This is a genomic window from Enterobacter cloacae complex sp. IR5384 (assembly GCF_049237265.1).
Lineage (GTDB): Bacteria > Pseudomonadota > Gammaproteobacteria > Enterobacterales > Enterobacteriaceae > Enterobacter > Enterobacter cloacae.
Map to the genome: position 1 here is coordinate 276,790 of NZ_JBMKHJ010000002.1, position 19,859 is coordinate 296,648.

At 53.9% G+C, this 19,859-nt stretch carries 20 protein-coding genes; 13 read left to right on the top strand and 7 right to left on the bottom strand.

Annotated elements, in window-relative coordinates:
* Positions 1–17: 17 nt before the first annotated feature.
* The 6 genes from rng to csrD form a co-directional block, all read right to left on the bottom strand.
* Positions 18–1,487, bottom strand: a complete 1,470-nt coding sequence (gene rng, locus ACOTX3_RS03445) for a ribonuclease G (RefSeq protein WP_014833490.1) — start codon at positions 1,485–1,487, stop codon at positions 18–20.
* On the bottom strand, positions 1,477–2,070 hold the full coding sequence (locus ACOTX3_RS03450; RefSeq protein WP_038420713.1) for a Maf family protein: 594 nt from the start codon (positions 2,068–2,070) through the stop codon (positions 1,477–1,479). Before ACOTX3_RS03450 ends, rng begins: the two co-directional genes overlap by 11 nt.
* 9 nt (positions 2,071–2,079) lie before the next feature.
* Positions 2,080–2,568 (bottom strand): rod shape-determining protein MreD, encoded by a 489-nt coding sequence (mreD, locus tag ACOTX3_RS03455; protein WP_013098985.1) that lies wholly within the window; start codon positions 2,566–2,568, stop codon positions 2,080–2,082.
* Entirely contained in the window at positions 2,568–3,572 is a 1,005-nt protein-coding gene (gene mreC / locus ACOTX3_RS03460) for a rod shape-determining protein MreC (protein ID WP_013098986.1), read from the bottom strand. Before mreC ends, mreD begins: the two co-directional genes overlap by 1 nt.
* A gap of 61 nt (positions 3,573–3,633) precedes the next feature.
* Entirely contained in the window at positions 3,634–4,677 is a 1,044-nt protein-coding gene (mreB, locus tag ACOTX3_RS03465) for a rod shape-determining protein MreB (protein ID WP_000913396.1), read from the bottom strand.
* A 282-nt stretch (positions 4,678–4,959) separates the two neighbouring features.
* Positions 4,960–6,900 carry an RNase E specificity factor CsrD gene (gene csrD, locus ACOTX3_RS03470; protein WP_013098987.1) on the bottom strand — a complete coding sequence of 647 codons (1,941 nt, stop codon included), beginning with the start codon at positions 6,898–6,900 and terminating at the stop codon, positions 4,960–4,962.
* A 181-nt stretch (positions 6,901–7,081) separates the two neighbouring features.
* On the opposite strand from csrD, the gene ACOTX3_RS03475 reads away from it, so the two are divergent.
* From ACOTX3_RS03475 to ACOTX3_RS03535, 13 genes are all read left to right on the top strand, one after another.
* A complete protein-coding gene (locus tag ACOTX3_RS03475; RefSeq protein ID WP_023620881.1) occupies positions 7,082–8,056 on the top strand; it encodes an MDR family oxidoreductase in 975 nt (324 codons plus the stop codon).
* Between the two features lie 77 nt (positions 8,057–8,133).
* Positions 8,134–9,135, top strand: a complete 1,002-nt coding sequence (gene msrP, locus ACOTX3_RS03480; RefSeq protein ID WP_040021899.1) for a protein-methionine-sulfoxide reductase catalytic subunit MsrP — start codon at positions 8,134–8,136, stop codon at positions 9,133–9,135.
* Complete coding sequence (gene msrQ / locus ACOTX3_RS03485; RefSeq protein ID WP_013098990.1) at positions 9,136–9,735, top strand: protein-methionine-sulfoxide reductase heme-binding subunit MsrQ; 600 nt, start codon at positions 9,136–9,138, stop codon at positions 9,733–9,735.
* Positions 9,736–9,968: 233 nt separating this feature from the next.
* Positions 9,969–10,421: a type II 3-dehydroquinate dehydratase gene (aroQ, locus tag ACOTX3_RS03490; protein WP_013098991.1), complete on the top strand. Its 453-nt coding sequence runs from the start codon at positions 9,969–9,971 to the stop codon at positions 10,419–10,421.
* A 21-nt stretch (positions 10,422–10,442) separates the two neighbouring features.
* Positions 10,443–10,907, top strand: coding sequence for an acetyl-CoA carboxylase biotin carboxyl carrier protein (gene accB / locus ACOTX3_RS03495; protein WP_013098992.1), 465 nt, complete (start codon positions 10,443–10,445; stop codon positions 10,905–10,907).
* Between the two features lie 10 nt (positions 10,908–10,917).
* Entirely contained in the window at positions 10,918–12,267 is a 1,350-nt protein-coding gene (gene accC, locus ACOTX3_RS03500; protein ID WP_003860388.1) for an acetyl-CoA carboxylase biotin carboxylase subunit, read from the top strand.
* Between the two features lie 108 nt (positions 12,268–12,375).
* A complete protein-coding gene (locus ACOTX3_RS03505; RefSeq protein WP_013098993.1) occupies positions 12,376–12,618 on the top strand; it encodes a YhdT family protein in 243 nt (80 codons plus the stop codon).
* On the top strand, positions 12,608–14,059 hold the full coding sequence (gene panF / locus ACOTX3_RS03510) for a sodium/pantothenate symporter (RefSeq protein WP_020687390.1): 1,452 nt from the start codon (positions 12,608–12,610) through the stop codon (positions 14,057–14,059). The genes ACOTX3_RS03505 and panF overlap by 11 nt, the downstream gene beginning before the upstream one ends.
* An 11-nt stretch (positions 14,060–14,070) precedes the next feature.
* Positions 14,071–14,952, top strand: coding sequence for a 50S ribosomal protein L11 methyltransferase (gene prmA, locus ACOTX3_RS03515; RefSeq protein ID WP_058679451.1), 882 nt, complete (start codon positions 14,071–14,073; stop codon positions 14,950–14,952).
* A gap of 329 nt (positions 14,953–15,281) precedes the next feature.
* On the top strand, positions 15,282–16,247 hold the full coding sequence (gene dusB / locus ACOTX3_RS03520) for a tRNA dihydrouridine synthase DusB (protein WP_013098996.1): 966 nt from the start codon (positions 15,282–15,284) through the stop codon (positions 16,245–16,247).
* Positions 16,248–16,270: 23 nt separating this feature from the next.
* Complete coding sequence (fis, locus tag ACOTX3_RS03525; protein WP_000462905.1) at positions 16,271–16,567, top strand: DNA-binding transcriptional regulator Fis; 297 nt, start codon at positions 16,271–16,273, stop codon at positions 16,565–16,567.
* A 180-nt stretch (positions 16,568–16,747) separates the two neighbouring features.
* A complete protein-coding gene (locus tag ACOTX3_RS03530) occupies positions 16,748–16,912 on the top strand; it encodes a DUF2556 family protein (protein ID WP_013098997.1) in 165 nt (54 codons plus the stop codon).
* 139 nt (positions 16,913–17,051) lie between these two features.
* Complete coding sequence (locus ACOTX3_RS03535) at positions 17,052–19,133, top strand: putative bifunctional diguanylate cyclase/phosphodiesterase (protein ID WP_058679452.1); 2,082 nt, start codon at positions 17,052–17,054, stop codon at positions 19,131–19,133.
* Here the strand turns inward: ACOTX3_RS03535 and envR are convergent.
* The gene (gene envR / locus ACOTX3_RS03540) at positions 19,049–19,768 is read right to left on the bottom strand and encodes an acrEF/envCD operon transcriptional regulator (RefSeq protein WP_045293529.1); all 720 of its coding nucleotides are present in this window, start codon (positions 19,766–19,768) and stop codon (positions 19,049–19,051) included. The two genes, ACOTX3_RS03535 and envR, sit on opposite strands and share 85 nt — an antisense overlap.
* Positions 19,769–19,859: the final 91 nt, after the last annotated feature.

Genomic DNA, 19,859 nt, shown 5'->3' on the forward strand with positions numbered 1-19,859 from the left:
ACGCAGCGAACTGCGTCTTACATCATGACGACGTCAAATTGCTCCTGGTTATAGAGCGGCTCAATTTGTACTTTTACCTGTTTGCCGACAAAGATTTCCACTTCCGCCAGCGCGTGCGACTCTTCACCTTTCAGCGCTTCAGCCACCGCAGGGGAAGCATAGACCAGAAAACGATCGGAGTCGTAGGCATGATGAACGCGGACAATTTCACGCATGATCTCATAGCAGACGGTCTCCACCGTCTTTACGGTGCCGCGTCCGTGGCAGGTTGGACACTCGTTACACAGCACATGTTCCACACTTTCACGGGTCCGTTTACGCGTCATTTCCACCAGCCCCAGCTGTGAGAAGCCGTTAATGCTGGTTTTCACGCGATCTTTACTCAGCGCCTGCTCAAGCGAGTGCAGCACACGACGGCGATGGTCTTCATTGTTCATATCGATAAAGTCGATGATGATAATGCCACCCAGGTTGCGCAGACGAAGCTGGCGCGCAATGGCCTGTGTCGCTTCAATGTTGGTATTGAAGATAGTGTCATCCAGGTTGCGATGACCGACAAACGCACCGGTGTTAATATCCACGGTGGTCATTGCTTCGGTCTGATCGATGATCAGATAACCGCCGGACTTCAGTTCAACCTTGCGCTCCAGCGCACGCTGGATCTCATTTTCGACATCATAGAGATCGAAGATTGGCTGACGCCCGGTGTAATGTTCCAGCAGGCCAGGCATTTCCGGGATGTACTCAGCGGTAAATTCGAGCAGCGCTTCGTAGGTGAGGCGCGAGTCCACGCGGATTCGGTCGAGCTGAGCATCAGCAAAATCACGCAGCACGCGCTGGGCAAGCGCCAGCTCACCGTACAGCTGATAGCGGGTCTGGTTGCGTTTCTTACGCTCCATCACCTTGGTCCAGACGCGCTTCAGGTAAGCCGCATCGGATGCCAGATCCTCTTCGCTAACCCCTTCGGCGGCGGTACGGATGATAAACCCGCCCTGTTCGTCGCAGTAGGCGCTGACCACTTTCTTAAGGCGCTCGCGCTCGCTTTCACTTTCAATACGCTGGGAAACCCCCACGTGCGACGCGCCGGGCATAAAGACCAAATAACGGGAAGGTAACGTGATGTCGGTTGTCAGACGGGCGCCTTTGGTGCCAAGGGGGTCTTTCACCACCTGCACCATCAGATCCTGCCCCTGACGCACCAGCTCTGAAATGTCGCGTACGGCAAACTGCTTTTGCTCTTCGCCTGCGACACACTCGGTATGCGGCATGATGTCGGAGGCATGTAAAAATGCCGCCTTATCCAGTCCAATATCTACAAAAGCCGCCTGCATACCCGGCAGTACGCGGCTGACACGACCTTTGTAGATATTGCCTACTATTCCGCGTCGCGCTTCACGCTCAATATGAATTTCCTGAAGAATGCCACCATCAATGTAGGCCACACGGGTTTCCGATGGCGTTACGTTTACCAACAATTCAGCCGTCATAATTATCCCTTCCCTCACGCAGTGAGTTAAAATTGCTCAGCAACTCATACGTTTCCACCAGCGGTAAGCCGACTACGGCGTGATAGCTGCCATTTATCTTCCTGACAAAACAGCCACCCAGCCCTTGAATACCGTATGCACCTGCTTTATCCATCGGTTCACCGCTGGCAATATACGCGGCGATCTCGTCGTTGGTCAGTACTCTGAAGGTCACGTCCGTCACCACCAGACAATCCAGCACGTGCTTGCTGTCCGCCAGCGCCACCGCGGTCATCACCTGATGCGTTTGCCCGGACATTTTGTGCAGCATATGTGCTGCATGCTCAGCGTCTCGCGGTTTCTCAAGCACTTCACCGTTAAGGATAACGATGGTATCCGCCCCCAGCACCGGCAGGTCGCGTGGCACGCACGCAACGCCAGCCTGCGCTTTCTCACGCGCCAGGCGAGAAACATACTGCTGAGCACTTTCGCCCTCAGCACGTTTTTCTTCGATGCCGGTAACGATACGTTCAAAAGCGATGCCCAACTGCGTGAGCAACTCCTGACGACGTGGAGAACCGGAGGCAAGATAGATAGACGTCATAGAAACCTTTTACTGCACAGCAAACTGCTGGCGAACCTTACGCATCAGCAGGAACAGCCATGGCCAGAGCACACCGTTGACTACACTACTCCAGAATACTTCGGGTCGGAAAGAGACGTTGATCACTAAAAACTCTGCCCAGAAAACAACGATATCCGCGGCAAGCGACAACAACATCACGACCAGCGCCTGTTGCCAGAGCGCGAGGTTACGAAAGAGCTGGAATTTGAGTGCAACGAGATATGCAATGATGCTCATGGATAACGCGCGAACACCCAGCGTTGAGCCACTAATGAGATCCAGTATGGCACCCATTACAAAGCCTGTGCCAACATTTACGCGGTGCGGCAGGGCGAGGATCCAGTAGAGCAAAATGAGCAATACCCAGTTTGGCCGGTAAACAAGGATGTCGTCCGGCCAGGGCATTATCTGCAGCAACAGCGCGATGAGAAACGAGAGCCAGATAACCCAGCGTCCCTGGCTACGATAACTGGCCACTACTGCCCTCCGGATGAGAGTTTAGGCGGTGGCGGCGCATCCGTTATCCCGGTGGCCGGCGCGGGTACTGGCGCAGGTGGCCCCATCGCATCCGGAGCAGGAAGAACCTGCGGCATCATCTGCATCAGGCGCTCATTGGCAACGCGATGCACCTCTTCAGGCGTCATTGGGTTGGCACCGTTACGATCGGCTCCCCACAGCAGCAGCAGGTAGCGAAGACGCTGTAAACCCGCCGTTGGACGCGCCTGAATCACGGTGTAGGCACGCTGCGTATCAAGCTTCACAGAAGAGACAACCGCAACCGGATACCCTTCAGGGAAACGTCCACCCAGACCGGAGGTGACCAGCACGTCGCCCACACGGATATCCGTGTTGGCTGGCAGGTGCTCCAGCTGCAGATCGTCCGTGCAGCCGTTACCCGCCGCAATGACGCGAATATCGTTACGCAGTACCTGAATAGGCAGCGCATGGGTGGCATCGCAGATCAGCAGTACACGGCTGGTCAGTTTGGCGACGGCGACCACCTGGCCCACCACACCTTTATCACTGATAACAGGCTGACCTTCATACACACCATTCACGCTACCTTTGTCGATCACCACCTGATCGCTGTAAGGATCGTTTACGGTGGAGATCACCTGCGTCACCATCTTCTGCTCATCCTGACGCAGCGGCGATCCAAGCAGCTCACGCAGACGCGCATTTTCCTGCTTGTATTGCCCTAACATCAGCAGTTCGCTGTTTTTCAACAGCAGTTCCTGGCGCAATGCCCGGTTTTCAAGTTCGAGTTGGTCACGTGAGGACAGCGTTTGAGAAACGGAGTCGAGCAGTTCACGGGGACCATTGGATATAAAGTAGAAAGGACTGACGGCGGTATCCATGTACGTTCTGATCTGGCTGAACGTACCGAGGCGGCTATCGGCAATAATGACACCAAGCGCAACCAGAACCGCCAGGATCAGGCGAAACTGTAGCGAGGGGCCACGGCTAAAAATTGGCTTCATAGGCTATGCGTATTCTCGTGTCAGAGAGAAAGGGTAGCGATTCGCTACCCTTTCACCATGACTACTCTTCGCTGAACAAGTCGCCGCCGTGCATGTCGATCATTTCCAGCGCCTTGCCACCACCACGGGCGACGCAAGTCAGTGGATCTTCTGCAACTACGACAGGAATACCTGTCTCTTCCATTAACAGGCGGTCGAGGTTACGCAGCAGCGCACCACCACCGGTCAGAACCATACCGCGCTCAGAGATATCGGACGCCAGTTCAGGTGGGCACTGTTCCAGCGCAACCATCACCGCGCTCACGATACCGGTCAGCGGCTCTTGCAGCGCTTCCAGAATTTCGTTGGAGTTCAGGGTAAAGCCGCGTGGCACACCTTCCGCCAGGTTACGGCCGCGCACTTCGATTTCGCGAACTTCATCACCCGGATAAGCAGAACCGATCTCGTGCTTGATGCGCTCAGCGGTCGCTTCACCGATCAGGGAGCCGTAGTTACGGCGCACGTAGTTAATGATCGCTTCATCGAAACGGTCACCACCGATACGCACGGAAGAGGAGTAAACCACGCCGTTCAGGGAAATAACGGCCACTTCAGTAGTACCACCACCGATATCAACCACCATCGAACCGGTAGCTTCAGAAACAGGCAGGCCTGCACCGATAGCCGCAGCCATTGGCTCTTCAATCAGGAACACTTCACGCGCGCCTGCACCCTGAGCAGATTCGCGAATTGCGCGACGTTCTACCTGGGTCGCACCGACCGGCACACAAACCAGCACACGTGGGCTTGGACGCATGAAGCTGTTGCTGTGAACCTGCTTGATGAAGTGCTGAAGCATTTTTTCAGTCACGAAGAAGTCAGCGATAACGCCGTCTTTCATTGGGCGGATCGCGGCGATGTTACCTGGGGTACGACCCAGCATCTGCTTCGCGTCATGACCCACTGCGGCTACGCTTTTCGGCGAGCCGGCACGATCCTGACGAATGGCCACAACAGAAGGCTCATTCAATACGATGCCTTGTCCTTTTACATAAATAAGGGTATTCGCGGTACCCAGGTCAATGGACAGGTCATTGGAAAACATGCCACGAAATTTTTTCAACATACTAAGGGATAATCCTGAAAGCTGGGGCGGAAAACAAAATCCGCTTACTTTACCAACCACACGCAGCAGCGACAAGGCGCAAAAATCACCTGCTGCGGTGAAAATTTGTGCAGTACGTTTCCTTCTGTTACAAATTCATCCCCTGACTCCCTCAGGGCTGAGTACACAGTAGCGTTCCTCACTTTCATTTGTAACCCGCTAAAGGTCGTTCACTGGCTTTTTGCTCGTCATACTCAAAGCTACAGGCGCGATATTCTACGTGAAAACAGCGTAAACGGCAGGTCAAACAGAGTATCTTTGCAAATATTTTTTCACATTGGTGTCAAGCGGCTGAGAGGCGGCAAAAAAATCCCCCTGACCGCCCATCACACCACGCTCTGTCAACATCTGCCATTCGCCTCTGGAGCGCACGCCCGTGGCAAATACTTGTGTTCGCGTTCCCTTGCACGCTTCCACCAGACTCTGCACCAGCAGCTGGTTTTCCGTGCGCTTCTCAATATTCCTGACCAGCCCCGGATGTAGCTTTAATAATTCCACATCCAGCTCCTTGATCCAGCTGGTACTGACCAGCGTCAGGCCCGCCTGTGTCACCGCCACACGCGCACCCAGCGCATTGATCAAACGTACCACCGGACGTAACCGGCTGATGTGTTGACCAACATCCGCCTCTGCAAGTTCAAAAATAATGTGTTTGCGTTGCGATTTTTCGCATTGCATTAATGTATCGCGCAGCCAGCGTTGAAAACGCGGGCGAATTAACGACTCGACGGTCACCTGTAATGCCAGACTTTCTTCAGGCCAAAAAGATAAAAACGGAATCAGTCGGCTAATTTGCTGACGGTCATACTCTTCGGAGAGTCCAAATTGCAGGACCATCGGCAGATATTCCGCCGAAATAACCTCTTCCGTGCCATCGAAAATGCGACACATTAATTCACGGTGGTGAACATGGCCGTTTTTCATCACCGCTGGTTTTTGATAAAGGCGGGGGCCACCGCGGCTCAACATTTGTTCAATCAGGGTACGCCAGCGCACATTGCCACGCCCTTTCTCAGGCAGGGAATCGTCATATACCGCCCAACCGTTCGCCCCTTGCAGCACCGCGTTACGGGTTGCCGCTTCCGCATGCTCCATCACCTGTTCAGTTGACTGCCCGCCGCGCCAGGCGCAGATCCCCATATGCACCATATCATCCCGGTCGAGCATTTTGCTCTGCGGCAGCGCATCCACCGCCTTCAGCAACTGGCTGGCGATGCTCTCCGATTCCTTAAGTGTACGATGGGGTAACAACACCGCAAAGTCACTGCGGTGATAGCGCGCCAGCAGCGCGCCGGGATAGCGCATAATAAAAGTCGACAGCAAGTTGATGAGCGTAAAGAGGTTCTCTTCCGCCACGCGGCGTCCCCAGGTATCGCGCAGGAGATCGAAATCCGGCAGACGAACCATCATGACGACCCCGTGCGTTCCCACTTTTTCCGGGTCGTCCAGCAGCGTGGCCAGTTGATTATCAAAGAACAGGCGGTTATTCAGACCGGTTTTGTTATCCTGCGCGGCATAGGAACGGATCAGCGTATCCATGCGGCTGCGCTGATCGCTGGCGAATTGAATTTCTGAAAGCAGCGTGTCCAGCGCGCTGCTGGTGCTGGACGGCCACTCATAGACCGACCCCCGCACCTGTGGGCCGCGTTCCCCGTTGAGTATTCGCACGGAGCGGTTTTCCAGCAGCTCCTGACCGGAGAGCTGACGGCGTAGCCAGCGAACCGCAAGAAAAATCAGCAGGACAATAAAGGCGACGGCAACGGTGAGTGGCGCGGTGGTCATCATCGAGCGGAAATAGCTGGCCATGGGATCGAGGTAGACCAGGCGTATCGTCATCCCCGGATTTTTAAGGGAATGGACATTCACTTCCCGATACTGGCTCACGACGCCCGCAGGCCGATAGCTCCCCTGACGCTGATGGCTTAATACCGGATGCTTTCCCTGCGTGATGTCGACCTGCACAATATCAACCGGTACCATCAATTCATCCAGCTCGCGGGAGAGTTCCGGTAGCGGAGTGGTAATCAGACGCGTATCAATAACTGACGCAACAGACTCAACCCGGTTGACCAGCTTGTCCTGAATGGCGTTATAAAAGCTCAGGGAGCAGCCAAGGAGCGTGACAAAAATGGTTAACCCCGTCAGCAACGTGATAAAAGCTGAGAACTTCGTCGTTAATCGCATCCTTGAGATTACTCCGTGGGTTGATGGGTAGCGAGTAAGCGCTAACTTGCATTTCAAATGCGCCATACTACCAAACCTGGTGTATCTGGCAATTTATTGCGTTAAATCGGCATAGCGTTTCATTGAGCGAGTATAGTCTTCAGAACGCATTTTCCAATCATCAGAATAGTGAGGATCCTGTATGCAGGCTTTGATCTTAGAACAGCAGGACGGCAATACCGTTGCCTCGGTGCAAGCCCTTGATGAGAGCCGTCTGCCCGAAGGCGACGTCACCGTCGACATCGACTGGTCCAGTCTGAATTACAAGGATGCCCTGGCCATCACCGGCAAAGGTAAAATCATCCGAAATTTCCCGATGGTGCCAGGGATTGATTTTGCAGGCCACGTTCATTCCAGCGAAGATCCGCGGTTTCATGCCGGCCAGCAGGTGCTGCTCACCGGTTGGGGCGTCGGCGAAAATCACTGGGGCGGGCTGGCAACGCAGGCGCGGGTGAAAGGCGAGTGGCTGGTGCCCATGCCTGCTGGGCTGGATGGCCGCAAAGCGATGATTATCGGCACCGCAGGCTTTACCGCCATGCTGTGCGTCATGGCCCTTGAAGATGCCGGTATCCGCCCTGAGTCAGGCGAGATAGTCGTGACCGGGGCCAGCGGTGGCGTTGGCAGCACGGCGGTGGCTTTACTGCACAAACTGGGGTATCAGGTCGTCGCGGTCTCAGGCCGTGAAAGCACCCATGACTACCTGCGTCAGCTTGGTGCCAGCCGCATTCTTGGCCGCGACGAATTTGCCGAAACCCGTCCGCTGGAAAAACAGCTCTGGGCCGGAGCGGTGGATACCGTCGGAAATAACGTGCTGGCAAAAGTGCTGGCGCAGATGAACTACGGTGGCTGCGTGGCGGCCTGCGGTCTGGCGGGCGGTTTTGCGCTGCCAACCACCGTTATGCCCTTTATCCTGCGTAACGTGCGCCTGCAGGGTGTGGATTCCGTTATGACTCCGGCGGCCCGTCGTGCAGAAGCCTGGGAGCGTCTGGTACGCGACCTGCCTGAGTCCTTCTTCACGCAGAGTGCAACCGAAATCGCCCTCAGCCAGGCGCCGGAATATGCCGGTAAGATCATGGATAATCAGTTCCATGGCCGCGCGCTGGTAAAAATTGCCTAATCTTCAAATTTTCGTGACATATTCGCGCTAATCCTTCTCCTCCGTCATGCTTAGAAAAACGCATGACGGAGGATGCCATGAAAACCCGAAAACTGACGGAAGCCGACGTAACGTCCGAATCTGTCTTTATGTTACAGCGCCGCCAGATCCTGAAAATGCTTGGCATCAGTGCCACCGCGTTGACGCTCACACCTGCGGCTCACGCTGATTTGCTCGACTGGTTTAAAGGCAACGATCGGCCAAAAGCCCCTTCCGGTGCCCCGCTCACCTTTACGAAACCTGCCGAGTGGCAAAACAAACTGACGCTCACGCCAGAAGATAAAGTCACCGGTTATAACAACTTCTACGAATTCGGGCTTGATAAAGCCGATCCTGCGGCCAATGCAGGCAGCATGAAAACCGATCCGTGGACGTTGAAAATTGACGGCGAAGTGGCAAAACCATTAACGCTGGATCATCACGATCTCACCACCCGTTTCCCGTTAGAGGAACGCATCTATCGTATGCGCTGCGTGGAGGCCTGGTCGATGGTGGTACCGTGGGTAGGTTTTCCGCTGCATAAGCTGCTGGCAATGGTTGAACCCACCAGCAATGCGAAATATGTCGCATTCCAGACGCGTTACGCCCCGGACGAGATGCCAGGCCAGAAGGACCGGTTCATCGGCGGTGGGCTTGCATATCCTTATGTAGAAGGATTACGCCTTGACGAAGCCATGCATCCTCTTACCCTTCTGACCGTCGGCGTTTACGGTAAAGCGCTCCCGCCGCAGAACGGCGCCCCCATCCGGCTGACAGTACCGTGGAAATATGGCTTCAAGGGCATTAAATCGATCGTCAGTATTAAGCTCACCCGCGAGCGTCCGCCCACAACATGGAATCTCGCCGCGCCGGACGAATACGGTTTCTTCGCCAACGTGAACCCGCATGTCGATCACCCACGCTGGTCGCAGGCGACGGAACGGTTTATCGGTTCCGGCGGGGCGCTGGATGTGAAGCGTCAGCCCACGCTGCTTTTTAACGGCTATGCGGATGAAGTGGCGTCGCTCTACCGTGGCCTCAATTTACGGGAGAACTTCTGAGTGCGTTTAACGGCAAAACAGGTAACCTGGCTGAAAGTGCTGCTGCATTTAGCCGGGTTGCTCCCTTTTATCTGGTTGTTCTGGGCCGCCAGCCAGGGGCTCTTTAGTGCCGATCCGGCCAAAGATATCCAGCACTTTACCGGTCGGATGGCTCTGAAATTTTTACTGGCGACCTTGCTGGTTTCGCCGCTGGCGCGCTACGCTAAACAGCCATTATTGATACGCACACGTCGGCTTTTAGGGCTATGGTGTTTTGCCTGGGCCACGTTGCACCTGACCAGCTACGCGCTGCTGGAACTGGGGATTAACAACCTGGCACTGCTGGGTCGCGAACTGGTCACGCGTCCTTATCTGACGCTGGGCATTGTCAGTTGGCTGGTGTTACTGGCATTAGCGCTGACATCCACGCAATATGCGCAGCGAAAACTGGGTAAGCGCTGGCAGTTGCTGCACAACTTCGTCTATCTTGTCGCGATCCTCGCACCCATCCATTATCTGTGGTCCGTGAAGATCCTCTCGCCTCAGCCCATCCTCTACGCGCTGCTGGCTTTGGCGCTTTTAGCATGGCGTTACAAGAAGTTCCGCCAGTGGTTACGATAGTTCGCGAAACTGTGCGTTTTCCCGCAGATTACTTATCAACCGCCATTCTTTTTCGGATAGCGGTTGATAATCTTCCCTGATAAGACCAGTATTTAGCTGCCAAATGCTACGAAATCGTTATAATGTGCGACTTTGGTTTTCCTGAATGCATTTTAGGAAAGTCATCAGGTGACTTTCGCGTTTCAAAGGTATATTTTGGTTTTTACCCGAGATTCGCAGGAGATAGCGACACAATGGCAGAAAAATTCCGAATCTTAGTTTTAAACGGACCGAACCTGAACATGCTCGGCACCCGTGAGCCAGAGAAGTACGGCACGCTGACATTGAGTGAAATTGTTAACCGTTTGGGCACGGAAGCAGCGTCACTGAATGTGGATTTGGATCATTTTCAGTCAAACGCGGAGTACGCACTCATCGACCGTATTCATCAGGCTAAAGACACTGTGGACTATATCCTGATCAATCCGGCCGCGTTTACGCACACCAGTGTTGCTATCCGCGACGCACTGCTGGCGGTGAGTATCCCGTTTATCGAGATCCACCTCAGCAACGTGCACGCCCGAGAGCCGTTCCGCCACCATTCGTATCTGTCGGATATCGCCGCTGGCGTTATCTGCGGACTGGGCGCAGACGGTTATTCATACGCTTTACAGACAGCGGTAAAACGCCTGTCACAATCACACTAAACAAGAGTACGGAACCCACTCATGGATATTCGTAAGATTAAAAAACTGATCGAGCTGGTTGAAGAATCAGGCATCTCCGAACTGGAAATTTCTGAAGGCGAAGAGTCTGTACGTATCAGCCGTGCAGCCCCAGCCGCTAGCTTCCCGGTAATGCAGCAAGCTTATGCTGCGCCAGTGCAGCAGCCTGCGCTCTCTGCAGCCGTTGCACCAGCCGCAACTGAAGCCGCACCTGCCGCTGCAGCAGAAATCAGTGGTCACATCGTACGTTCCCCAATGGTTGGTACTTTCTACCGCACCCCGAGCCCGGACGCGAAGGCGTTCATCGAAGTGGGTCAGAAAGTCAACGTAGGCGATACCCTGTGTATCGTTGAAGCCATGAAAATGATGAACCAGATCGAAGCAGACAAATCAGGTACTGTGAAGGCGATTCTGGTCGAAAGTGGTCAGCCGGTAGAATTTGACGAGCCGCTGGTCGTCATCGAGTAACGAGGCGAACATGCTGGATAAAATTGTTATCGCCAACCGCGGCGAGATCGCACTGCGTATTCTTCGTGCCTGTAAAGAACTGGGCATCAAGACTGTCGCTGTGCACTCAAGCGCGGACCGCGATTTAAAACACGTATTGCTGGCGGATGAGACGGTCTGTATCGGCCCGGCTCCGTCCGTAAAAAGCTATCTGAACATCCCGGCAATCATCAGCGCCGCTGAAATCACTGGCGCGGTGGCAATTCACCCGGGTTATGGCTTCCTCTCCGAGAACGCCAACTTTGCTGAGCAGGTTGAACGCTCTGGCTTTATCTTCATCGGCCCGAAAGCTGACACCATCCGCCTGATGGGTGACAAAGTGTCTGCAATCACCGCGATGAAAAAAGCCGGTGTTCCAACCGTTCCAGGTTCTGACGGCCCGCTGACTGACGACATGGATGCAAACCGTGCTCATGCTAAACGCATTGGCTACCCGGTGATCATCAAGGCGTCCGGCGGCGGCGGCGGTCGCGGTATGCGCGTAGTGCGCAGCGACGCTGAACTGGCACAATCCATCTCCATGACCAAAGCGGAAGCGAAAGCAGCTTTCAGCAATGACATGGTGTACATGGAAAAATACCTGGAAAACCCACGCCACATCGAAATTCAGGTGCTGGCTGACGGTCAGGGTAACGCTATCTATCTGGCAGAACGTGACTGCTCCATGCAGCGTCGTCACCAGAAAGTGGTCGAAGAAGCACCAGCACCGGGCATTACCCCGGAACTGCGTCGCTACATCGGCGAGCGTTGTGCCAAAGCGTGTGTCGACATCGGCTATCGCGGGGCGGGTACCTTCGAATTCCTGTTCGAAAACGGTGAGTTCTACTTCATTGAGATGAACACCCGTATTCAGGTTGAACACCCGGTTACCGAAATGATCACCGGCGTTGACCTGATCAAAGAGCAGCTGCGTATCGCTGCCGGCCAGCCTCTTTCCATCAAACAGGAAGAAGTAGTGGTCAAAGGCCATGCGGTCGAGTGCCGTATCAACGCCGAAGACCCGAACACCTTCCTGCCAAGCCCGGGTAAAATCACGCGTTTCCACGCGCCGGGTGGCTTTGGCGTGCGTTGGGAGTCTCATATTTACGCCGGTTACACCGTACCGCCGTACTATGACTCAATGATCGGTAAGCTTATCTGCTACGGCGAAAACCGTGACGTGGCGATTGCCCGCATGAAGAACGCCCTGCAGGAGCTAATCATCGACGGTATCAAAACCAACGTTGATCTGCAGATGCGCATCATGAGCGACGAGCACTTCCAGAATGGTGGGACGAACATCCACTATCTGGAGAAAAAACTCGGTCTCAACGAGAAGTAAGAAAGCATCTATGCTAAAAGGCCGGTTTAACCGGCCTTTTTTATTTCTGGGGATCGTCAAGGCCCATCATGTACAATCCCCGCTTTCTTCATCCACAAGGGACAAAAAATGGACAAACGTTTTGTTCAGGCCCATAAAGAAGCGCGCTGGGCGCTGTGGCTGACCCTTCTCTATCTTGCCGCATGGTTGGTAACCGCTTACTTACCTGATTCTGCAATTGGCATCACCGGCCTGCCTCACTGGTTTGAAATGGCCTGTCTGCTGGTACCGCTGATTTTTATCCTGCTGTGCTGGGCAATGGTGAAATTCATTTATCGCGATATCCCGCTGGAGGACGACGATGCAGCTTGAAGTCATTCTGCCGCTTATCGCGTATTTGTTGGTCGTGTTTGGCGTGTCCGTGTATGCCATGCGCAAAAGGGCAACCGGCACCTTCCTGAACGAATATTTCCTCGGCAGCCGTTCAATGGGCGGCATTGTGTTAGCGATGACGCTCACCGCCACCTATATCAGCGCCAGCTCATTTATTGGCGGTCCCGGGGCAGCCTATAAATATGGGTTAGGCTGGGTGCTGCTGGCGATGATCCAGCTCCCGGCTATCTGGCTTTCGCTGGGTATACTCGGCAAGAAGTTCGCTATTCTGGCGCGTCGCTATAATGCCGTGACGCTGAACGACATGCTGTTTGCCCGCTACCGCAGCCGTTTACTGGTATGGCTGGCAAGTTTAAGCCTGCTGGTCGCCTTTGTGGGTGCGATGACGGTGCAGTTTATTGGCGGTGCACGTCTGCTTGAAACCGCAGCAGGGATCCCTTATGAGACTGGCCTGCTTATCTTTGGGATCAGTATCGCGCTTTATACGGCGTTTGGTGGATTCCGCGCCAGCGTACTGAACGACACCCTGCAGGGCATGGTGATGCTCATCGGAACCATTGTGCTGCTGGTGGGGATTGTCCATGCGGCAGGCGGCCTGAGCCATGCTGTTGAAACCCTTGAAGCGATTGACCCGAAACTGGTCACTCCAGAGGGCGCAGATGACATTCTTTCACCCACCTTTATGACCTCCTTCTGGGTGCTGGTCTGCTTCGGCGTCATTGGACTGCCGCATACCGCTGTACGGTGTATCTCCTATAAGGACAGTAAAGCGGTTCATCGCGGCATTATTATCGGGACCATTGTGGTGGCGATACTGATGCTGGGAATGCATCTGGCGGGTGCATTAGGTCGTGCGGTGATCCCAGATCTTACCGTGCCCGACCTGGTGATCCCTACCCTGATGGTTAAAGTCCTGCCCCCCTTTGCTGCCGGGATTTTCCTAGCCGCACCGATGGCCGCCATTATGTCGACGATCAACGCTCAGTTGCTGCAAAGTTCCGCTACGATTATCAAAGATCTCTATCTGAATTTGCGTCCCGAGCAGTTGAAAAACGAACGACGCTTAAAGCGGATGTCTGCGGTGATCACGCTGTTATTAGGGGCGCTGCTGCTGCTGGCCGCCTGGCGTCCACCGGAGATGATCATCTGGCTGAACCTGCTTGCGTTTGGCGGCCTTGAAGCTGTTTTCCTGTGGCCGCTGGTGCTTGGCCTGTACTGGGAACGCGCGAATGCTGCGGGCGCGCTAAGCGGCATGATTGTTGGCGGTGTCGTGTACGCCGTGCTCGCCACCTTTAAGATCCAGTACCTGGGCTTCCATCCAATTGTGCCTTCGTTACTGTTAAGTTTACTGGCGTTTGTGGTGGGGAACCGTTTCGGTCAACCCGTCCCACAACCCGCTATGATGTCTACTGATAAATAAAGAGTTTTGCCATGCCGTGGATCCAACTAAAACTGAACACAACCGGCGCTAACGCCGAAGAGCTGAGCGATGCGCTGATGGAGGCCGGCTCGGTCTCTATCACCTTCCAGGACACGCATGACACGCCGGTCTTTGAGCCGCTGCCGGGCGAAACGCGCCTGTGGGGCGATACCGACGTGATTGGCCTGTTTGATGCCGAAACAGACATGAAAGAAGTGGTCGCGATTCTGGAACATCATCCTCTGCTGGGCGTGGGTTTTGCGCACAAAATCGAACAACTGGAAGACAAAGACTGGGAACGCGAGTGGATGGATAACTTCCACCCCATGCAGTTTGGCAAGCGTCTGTGGATCTGCCCAAGCTGGCGCGAAGTTCCCGATGAAAACGCGGTCAACGTGATGCTCGACCCGGGTCTGGCATTCGGTACCGGCACCCATCCGACCACCTCACTGTGTCTGCAGTGGCTGGATGGTCTGGATCTGGAAGGGAAAACCGTGATCGACTTCGGCTGTGGATCCGGGATCCTCGCCATTGCCGCACTGAAGCTGGGCGCCGCAAAAGCCATCGGGATCGATATCGATCCGCAGGCTATTCAGGCCAGTCGTGATAACGCCGAGCGTAACGGCGTTTCCGATCGCCTTGAGCTGTATCTCCCGGACGCGCAGCCAGAGGCCATGAAAGCCGATGTGGTGGTCGCTAACATCCTGGCGGGCCCATTACGCGAGCTTGCACCGTTAATCAGCGTGCTGCCCGTTGAGGGCGGTCTGCTGGGGCTGTCCGGGATCCTGGCAAGCCAGGCTGACAGCGTTTGCGAAGCCTACGCCGATCTCTTCACCCTCGATCCGGTGGTGGAAAAAGAAGAGTGGTGCCGCATCACGGGCCGTAAAAAATAAGAACATTTTTCGTACTGAGATGATGTTCTAAAATGCGACGCAGATCGCATAGAAGCGGGAGAATCTGCTGCTAAAAACAGCAGAATATCCCGCTCAACGGATTCATTTTTTGAGAAATGATGAGAAGTTACGGGAAATTGTAAGCGGTCATAAAATCGCCTTTAATACATAACATAATGATTTAAATAAAAAATAATTTTTATCATTGTGACTGGGTGGCGATTCCTTGATCTACAACAGTGGATTGTTCAAAGTTTGGCCTTTCATCTCGTGCAAAAAATGCGTAATATACGCCGCCTTGCAGTCACAGTATGGTCATTTCTTAACTCATGCGCATCGGACACCACCAGCTCAGAAATCGCCTGATCGCAGCCCCAATGGCAGGTATTACCGACCGGCCGTTCAGGACGCTGTGTTATGAGATGGGAGCCGGTTTAACCGTTTCCGAGATGATGTCGTCTAACCCGCAGGTCTGGGAAAGCGATAAATCCCGCCTTCGGATGGTGCACATTGATGAACCAGGTATTCGCACCGTGCAAATCGCCGGAAGTGTGCCTGAAGAGATGGCAGATGCCGCGCGGATTAACGTGGAAAGTGGCGCCCAGATTATTGATATCAACATGGGTTGCCCGGCCAAAAAAGTGAATCGCAAGCTTGCAGGTTCAGCCCTTCTGCAATACCCCGACCAGGTGAAGTCAATCCTGACGGCGGTTGTCAGCGCAGTGGACGTTCCTGTTACGTTGAAGATTCGCACGGGTTGGTCGCCGGAACACCGTAACTGTGTAGAGATTGCCCAACTGGCCGAAGACTGTGGCATTCAGGCCCTGACCATTCATGGACGCACTCGCGCCTGTTTGTTCAACGGTGAAGCTGAATACGACAGCATTCGGGCAGTTAAGCAGAAAGTTTCCATTCCGATTATCGCGAATGGCGACATTACTGACCCGCTTAAAGCCAGAGCTGTGCTCGACTATACGGGAGCTGATGCTCTGATGATAGGACGTGCAGCTCAGGGAAGACCCTGGATCTTTCGGGAAATCCAGCATTATCTGGACACTGGGGAGCTGCTTGCCCCGCTGCCTCTGGCAGAGGTTAAGCGCTTGCTTTGTTCGCATGTTCGGGAACTGCATGACCACTACGGCCAGGCAAAAGGGTACCGAATTGCGCGTAAACACGTCTCCTGGTATCTCCAGGAGCACGCTCCAAATGACCAGTTTCGGCGCACATTCAACGCCATAGAGGATGCCAGCGAACAGCTGGAGGCGTTGGAGGCATACTTCGAAAATCTTGCGTAATGAAATAAAGAGCTGACAGAACTATGTTCGAACAACGCGTAAATTCTGACGTACTGACCGTTTCTACCGTTAACTCTCAGGATCAGGTAACTCAAAAACCCCTGCGTGACTCGGTTAAACAGGCACTGAAGAACTATTTTGCTCAACTGAATGGTCAGGATGTTAATGACCTGTATGAGCTGGTACTGGCTGAAGTTGAACAGCCACTGTTGGACATGGTGATGCAATACACCCGCGGTAACCAAACCCGCGCTGCGCTGATGATGGGTATCAACCGTGGTACTCTGCGTAAGAAACTGAAAAAATACGGCATGAACTAATTTCGGTTAGCGAAATGCTTGTTTAAAAAGGCGCTACCTGGCATGGGGATGCGCCTTTTTTATTGCTCCACATCTGCCACCGTCAACGCTTTGTAAACCTTCGCTTTCCCCACTTTTCAACCGCCGCTTTTCGTGTATATTTCCACCACCTTACTGGCTCTCTTCTTCCGGAATGTCATAATGATTCGTAAATACTGGTGGCTGGTTGTCTTTGCTGTCTCAGTTTTTCTCTTTGATGCGCTGCTGATGCAGTGGATTGAACTGATGAGCACCGAAACCGATAAGTGTCGCAATATGGATTCCGTGAACCCGCTTAAACTCGTCAATTGTTCAGAGCTGGACTGAGCCGCCAACGTCGTCAAAAAACCCGAAATCACTTAATAAAAACGGGGATTTAAATCCCTTTGAGTCATTACCTTACGATGATAATGTCTCGCCCTTCACCACCGCCCTTGCGTAACCTCACACTCGAGTTGAACCGATCATGCTGGTTAGCCAATACAACCATATCCTTGTCGTCCTCTCCTTTGTTGTCGCTATCCTTGCTGCCTATACCGCGCTGAATATGGCCGCGCGTGTGGCGGGAAGTCAGGGCGTGGCAGCGCGCATCTGGCTGGCCGGTGGCGGTGTTGCAATGGGTATTGGCGTATGGGCGATGCATTTTATCGGCATGCTGGCGATGGATCTCTCCATGAGCATGAGCTACAACGCCACCCTGACGGGGTTATCGATGGTTATCGCCGTGGGTTCATCCTTGTTTGCGCTGTGGCTTGTCAGCAGCGAGCAGCTGCGTTTGCGCCGTCTGCTGCCCGGTGCACTAGTCATGGGAACCGGTATCGTGGCCATGCATTACACCGGCATGGCGGCCCTGGAGGTTACGCCCGGTATTATCTGGGATAAAACATGGGTGGCGATATCAGTCGCTATTGCGCTTGCTGCGTCGCTCGCCGCACTGTGGCTGACGTTCCGCCTGCGTCATGAGGCCGCTCAGGTCGCGCTGATGCGCATGGGTGCCGCAATCACGATGGGGATTGCGATTGCCGGAATGCATTATGCGGGGATGAAAGCCGCACAATTTCCAGTGTCGACCATGGCTCACCATGAGGGGATTAACGGCAGCTGGCTGGCCGTGCTGGTGAGCGTTGTCGCACTCGCCATCCTTGGTATCACACTGCTGGTGTCGATGCTGGATGCGCGCCTGCAGGCGCGCACCTCTCTCCTCGCCTCGTCTCTGGCGGAAGCAAACCGGGAGCTGGCCCAGCTGGCGCTACAGGATACGCTGACGCGCCTGCCCAATCGTATCCTGCTGGAAGATCGACTCGATCAGGCCATCAACAAAGCAGATCGTGAAGGCACGCATTTCGCATTGATGTTTATGGATCTCGACGGCTTTAAAACCGTCAATGACGCCTACGGGCATGATATCGGCGATAAACTGCTGGTTGCCGTTACGCAACGCCTGCTGCTCCCCCTGAAAGGCCAGTTCACCCTTGCACGTATTGGCGGTGATGAATTTGTTCTGCTGGCAGAAGTTGGGGGGCCGGACGATGCAGCCTCCCTTGCCAATGCCCTGGTGCGCACTATCGATAGTCCATTCAATGTGGATCCGTATGAGCTGGTGGTGACCCTCAGTATTGGCATTGCGCTTTATCCTCACGATGGCAAAACCGATCGCGAACTGATGTTTAACGCCGATGCGGCGATGTACCACACCAAGCATATGGGCCGTAACGGTTATCACTTTTTCCAGCCCTCCATGAACACGCTGGCGCAAACCCATCTGCAGCTGATGAACGATCTGTGGCTGGCCATCGATCGTAATGAGCTACAGCTGCATTATCAGCCCAAATTCCATGCGCCGGCAGGCCCCGTACTCGGGTTTGAGGCACTCCTGCGCTGGCAACACCCGAAGCTGGGATTGCTGACGCCAGACCTGTTCCTGCCGCTGGCGGAAAAAACGGGACAGATCATTCCCATTGGCAACTGGGTTATCAACGAAGCCTGCCGCCAGTTGCGGGAATGGCACCTTAAAGGGCATCAAAACTGGTCAATGGCGGTGAACCTGTCGACACTTCAGTTTGAACAACCTTCTCTGGTGAGTACGGTGCTTGATTGTCTGACACGTCACCAGGTACCGCCGGAAATGCTGATCCTTGAAGTGACGGAAACCACTGCGATGAGTAACCCGGATGAGAGCGTGCGGGTGCTGACAGAGCTGACGAATGCGGGTGTGAAAGCCTCTATTGATGACTTTGGTACCGGCTACTCGAGCCTGCTGTATCTTAAACGCTTACCCGCCTGTGAATTGAAAATCGACAGGGCGTTTGTAAAAGAGCTCAGTGGAGAAAGCGAAGATGCGACCATTGTGTCCGCGATTGTCGCCCTGGCGAAAACGCTGAATCTGAAAGTAGTGGCTGAAGGGGTGGAAACCGAAGCACAGCAAGCCTTTTTGACGGAACTGGGCTGTAATACCCTTCAGGGCTATTTGTTAGGGAAACCTGTCAGCGCGCAGACCATTGAAACGCTTTGCGAGCAGGGAGAGATCTTGCCCGACACCGAGTCGTAAGCCTCTTCACGTGGCGACACTCGCACCACCGGGAGTGTCGCCAGAATGTTATCGACCAGAGCAGGTGCCTGTTGATAGAGGTTGAAGCTGTCGTTATTCATTAACCAGTTTTTAATTATTCCGCTAAAAAATCCGTGGAACACTATCAGCGTTAAATCCACATTGACCTGCGAAGAAATGATGTTTCGTGAAATACAGCGCTCCAGTGTCGCACGTAGAAAATCATTGTTGAAACCAATACGTTTCCTGATTTCATACTCGGAAACCATATCACTGGTAAATTCACACTTATGATACAAAATCTGTAACAGCGCACACTGGCGAGGCTCATGCGCAATATATTGCAACGCAGTGATAAATTGCTCACGAAGCATTAACAAGGGATCATCTTTTTCGGAAAGAGAAAGTCTGTCACGAATGAGATCGCGAAGCGGCAATTGCTGTTCCCAGATAGCATTAAATATCTCTGTTTTACTGGTGAAATGCCAGTAGACGGCCCCACGCGTCACCTTTGCCGCATCGGCGATATCCGTCAGCGTTGTGTTGGTTACGCCACGTGTCGCAAACTGCCCGATAGCCGCTTCAATCAGCTGTTGACGGGTTTGTTGAGCCTCTGCTTTCTTTTTACGCGCCATGGACGACTACTCGTTACTCACAAGAATTAAGCTGTTTAGTAGGGTTTTGTAATCGGAAGTATTCATGAAAGACAAGGTGAATTCTGCACAA

Bases quoted from the DNA above. Each gene is read 5' to 3' on its own strand.
- rng (WP_014833490.1), bottom strand. From the start codon at position 1,487: ATGACGGCTGAATTGTTGGTAAACGTAACGCCATCGGAAACCCGTGTG.
- ACOTX3_RS03450 (WP_038420713.1), bottom strand. From the start codon at position 2,070: ATGACGTCTATCTATCTTGCCTCCGGTTCTCCACGTCGTCAGGAGTTG.
- mreC (WP_013098986.1), bottom strand. From the start codon at position 3,572: ATGAAGCCAATTTTTAGCCGTGGCCCCTCGCTACAGTTTCGCCTGATC.
- mreB (WP_000913396.1), bottom strand. From the start codon at position 4,677: ATGTTGAAAAAATTTCGTGGCATGTTTTCCAATGACCTGTCCATTGAC.
- csrD (WP_013098987.1), bottom strand. From the start codon at position 6,900: ATGCGATTAACGACGAAGTTCTCAGCTTTTATCACGTTGCTGACGGGG.
- ACOTX3_RS03475 (WP_023620881.1), top strand. From the start codon at position 7,082: ATGCAGGCTTTGATCTTAGAACAGCAGGACGGCAATACCGTTGCCTCG.
- msrP (WP_040021899.1), top strand. From the start codon at position 8,134: ATGAAAACCCGAAAACTGACGGAAGCCGACGTAACGTCCGAATCTGTC.
- aroQ (WP_013098991.1), top strand. From the start codon at position 9,969: ATGGCAGAAAAATTCCGAATCTTAGTTTTAAACGGACCGAACCTGAAC.
- accB (WP_013098992.1), top strand. From the start codon at position 10,443: ATGGATATTCGTAAGATTAAAAAACTGATCGAGCTGGTTGAAGAATCA.
- accC (WP_003860388.1), top strand. From the start codon at position 10,918: ATGCTGGATAAAATTGTTATCGCCAACCGCGGCGAGATCGCACTGCGT.
- ACOTX3_RS03505 (WP_013098993.1), top strand. From the start codon at position 12,376: ATGGACAAACGTTTTGTTCAGGCCCATAAAGAAGCGCGCTGGGCGCTG.
- panF (WP_020687390.1), top strand. From the start codon at position 12,608: ATGCAGCTTGAAGTCATTCTGCCGCTTATCGCGTATTTGTTGGTCGTG.
- prmA (WP_058679451.1), top strand. From the start codon at position 14,071: ATGCCGTGGATCCAACTAAAACTGAACACAACCGGCGCTAACGCCGAA.
- dusB (WP_013098996.1), top strand. From the start codon at position 15,282: ATGCGCATCGGACACCACCAGCTCAGAAATCGCCTGATCGCAGCCCCA.
- fis (WP_000462905.1), top strand. From the start codon at position 16,271: ATGTTCGAACAACGCGTAAATTCTGACGTACTGACCGTTTCTACCGTT.
- ACOTX3_RS03530 (WP_013098997.1), top strand. From the start codon at position 16,748: ATGATTCGTAAATACTGGTGGCTGGTTGTCTTTGCTGTCTCAGTTTTT.
- ACOTX3_RS03535 (WP_058679452.1), top strand. From the start codon at position 17,052: ATGCTGGTTAGCCAATACAACCATATCCTTGTCGTCCTCTCCTTTGTT.
- envR (WP_045293529.1), bottom strand. From the start codon at position 19,768: ATGGCGCGTAAAAAGAAAGCAGAGGCTCAACAAACCCGTCAACAGCTG.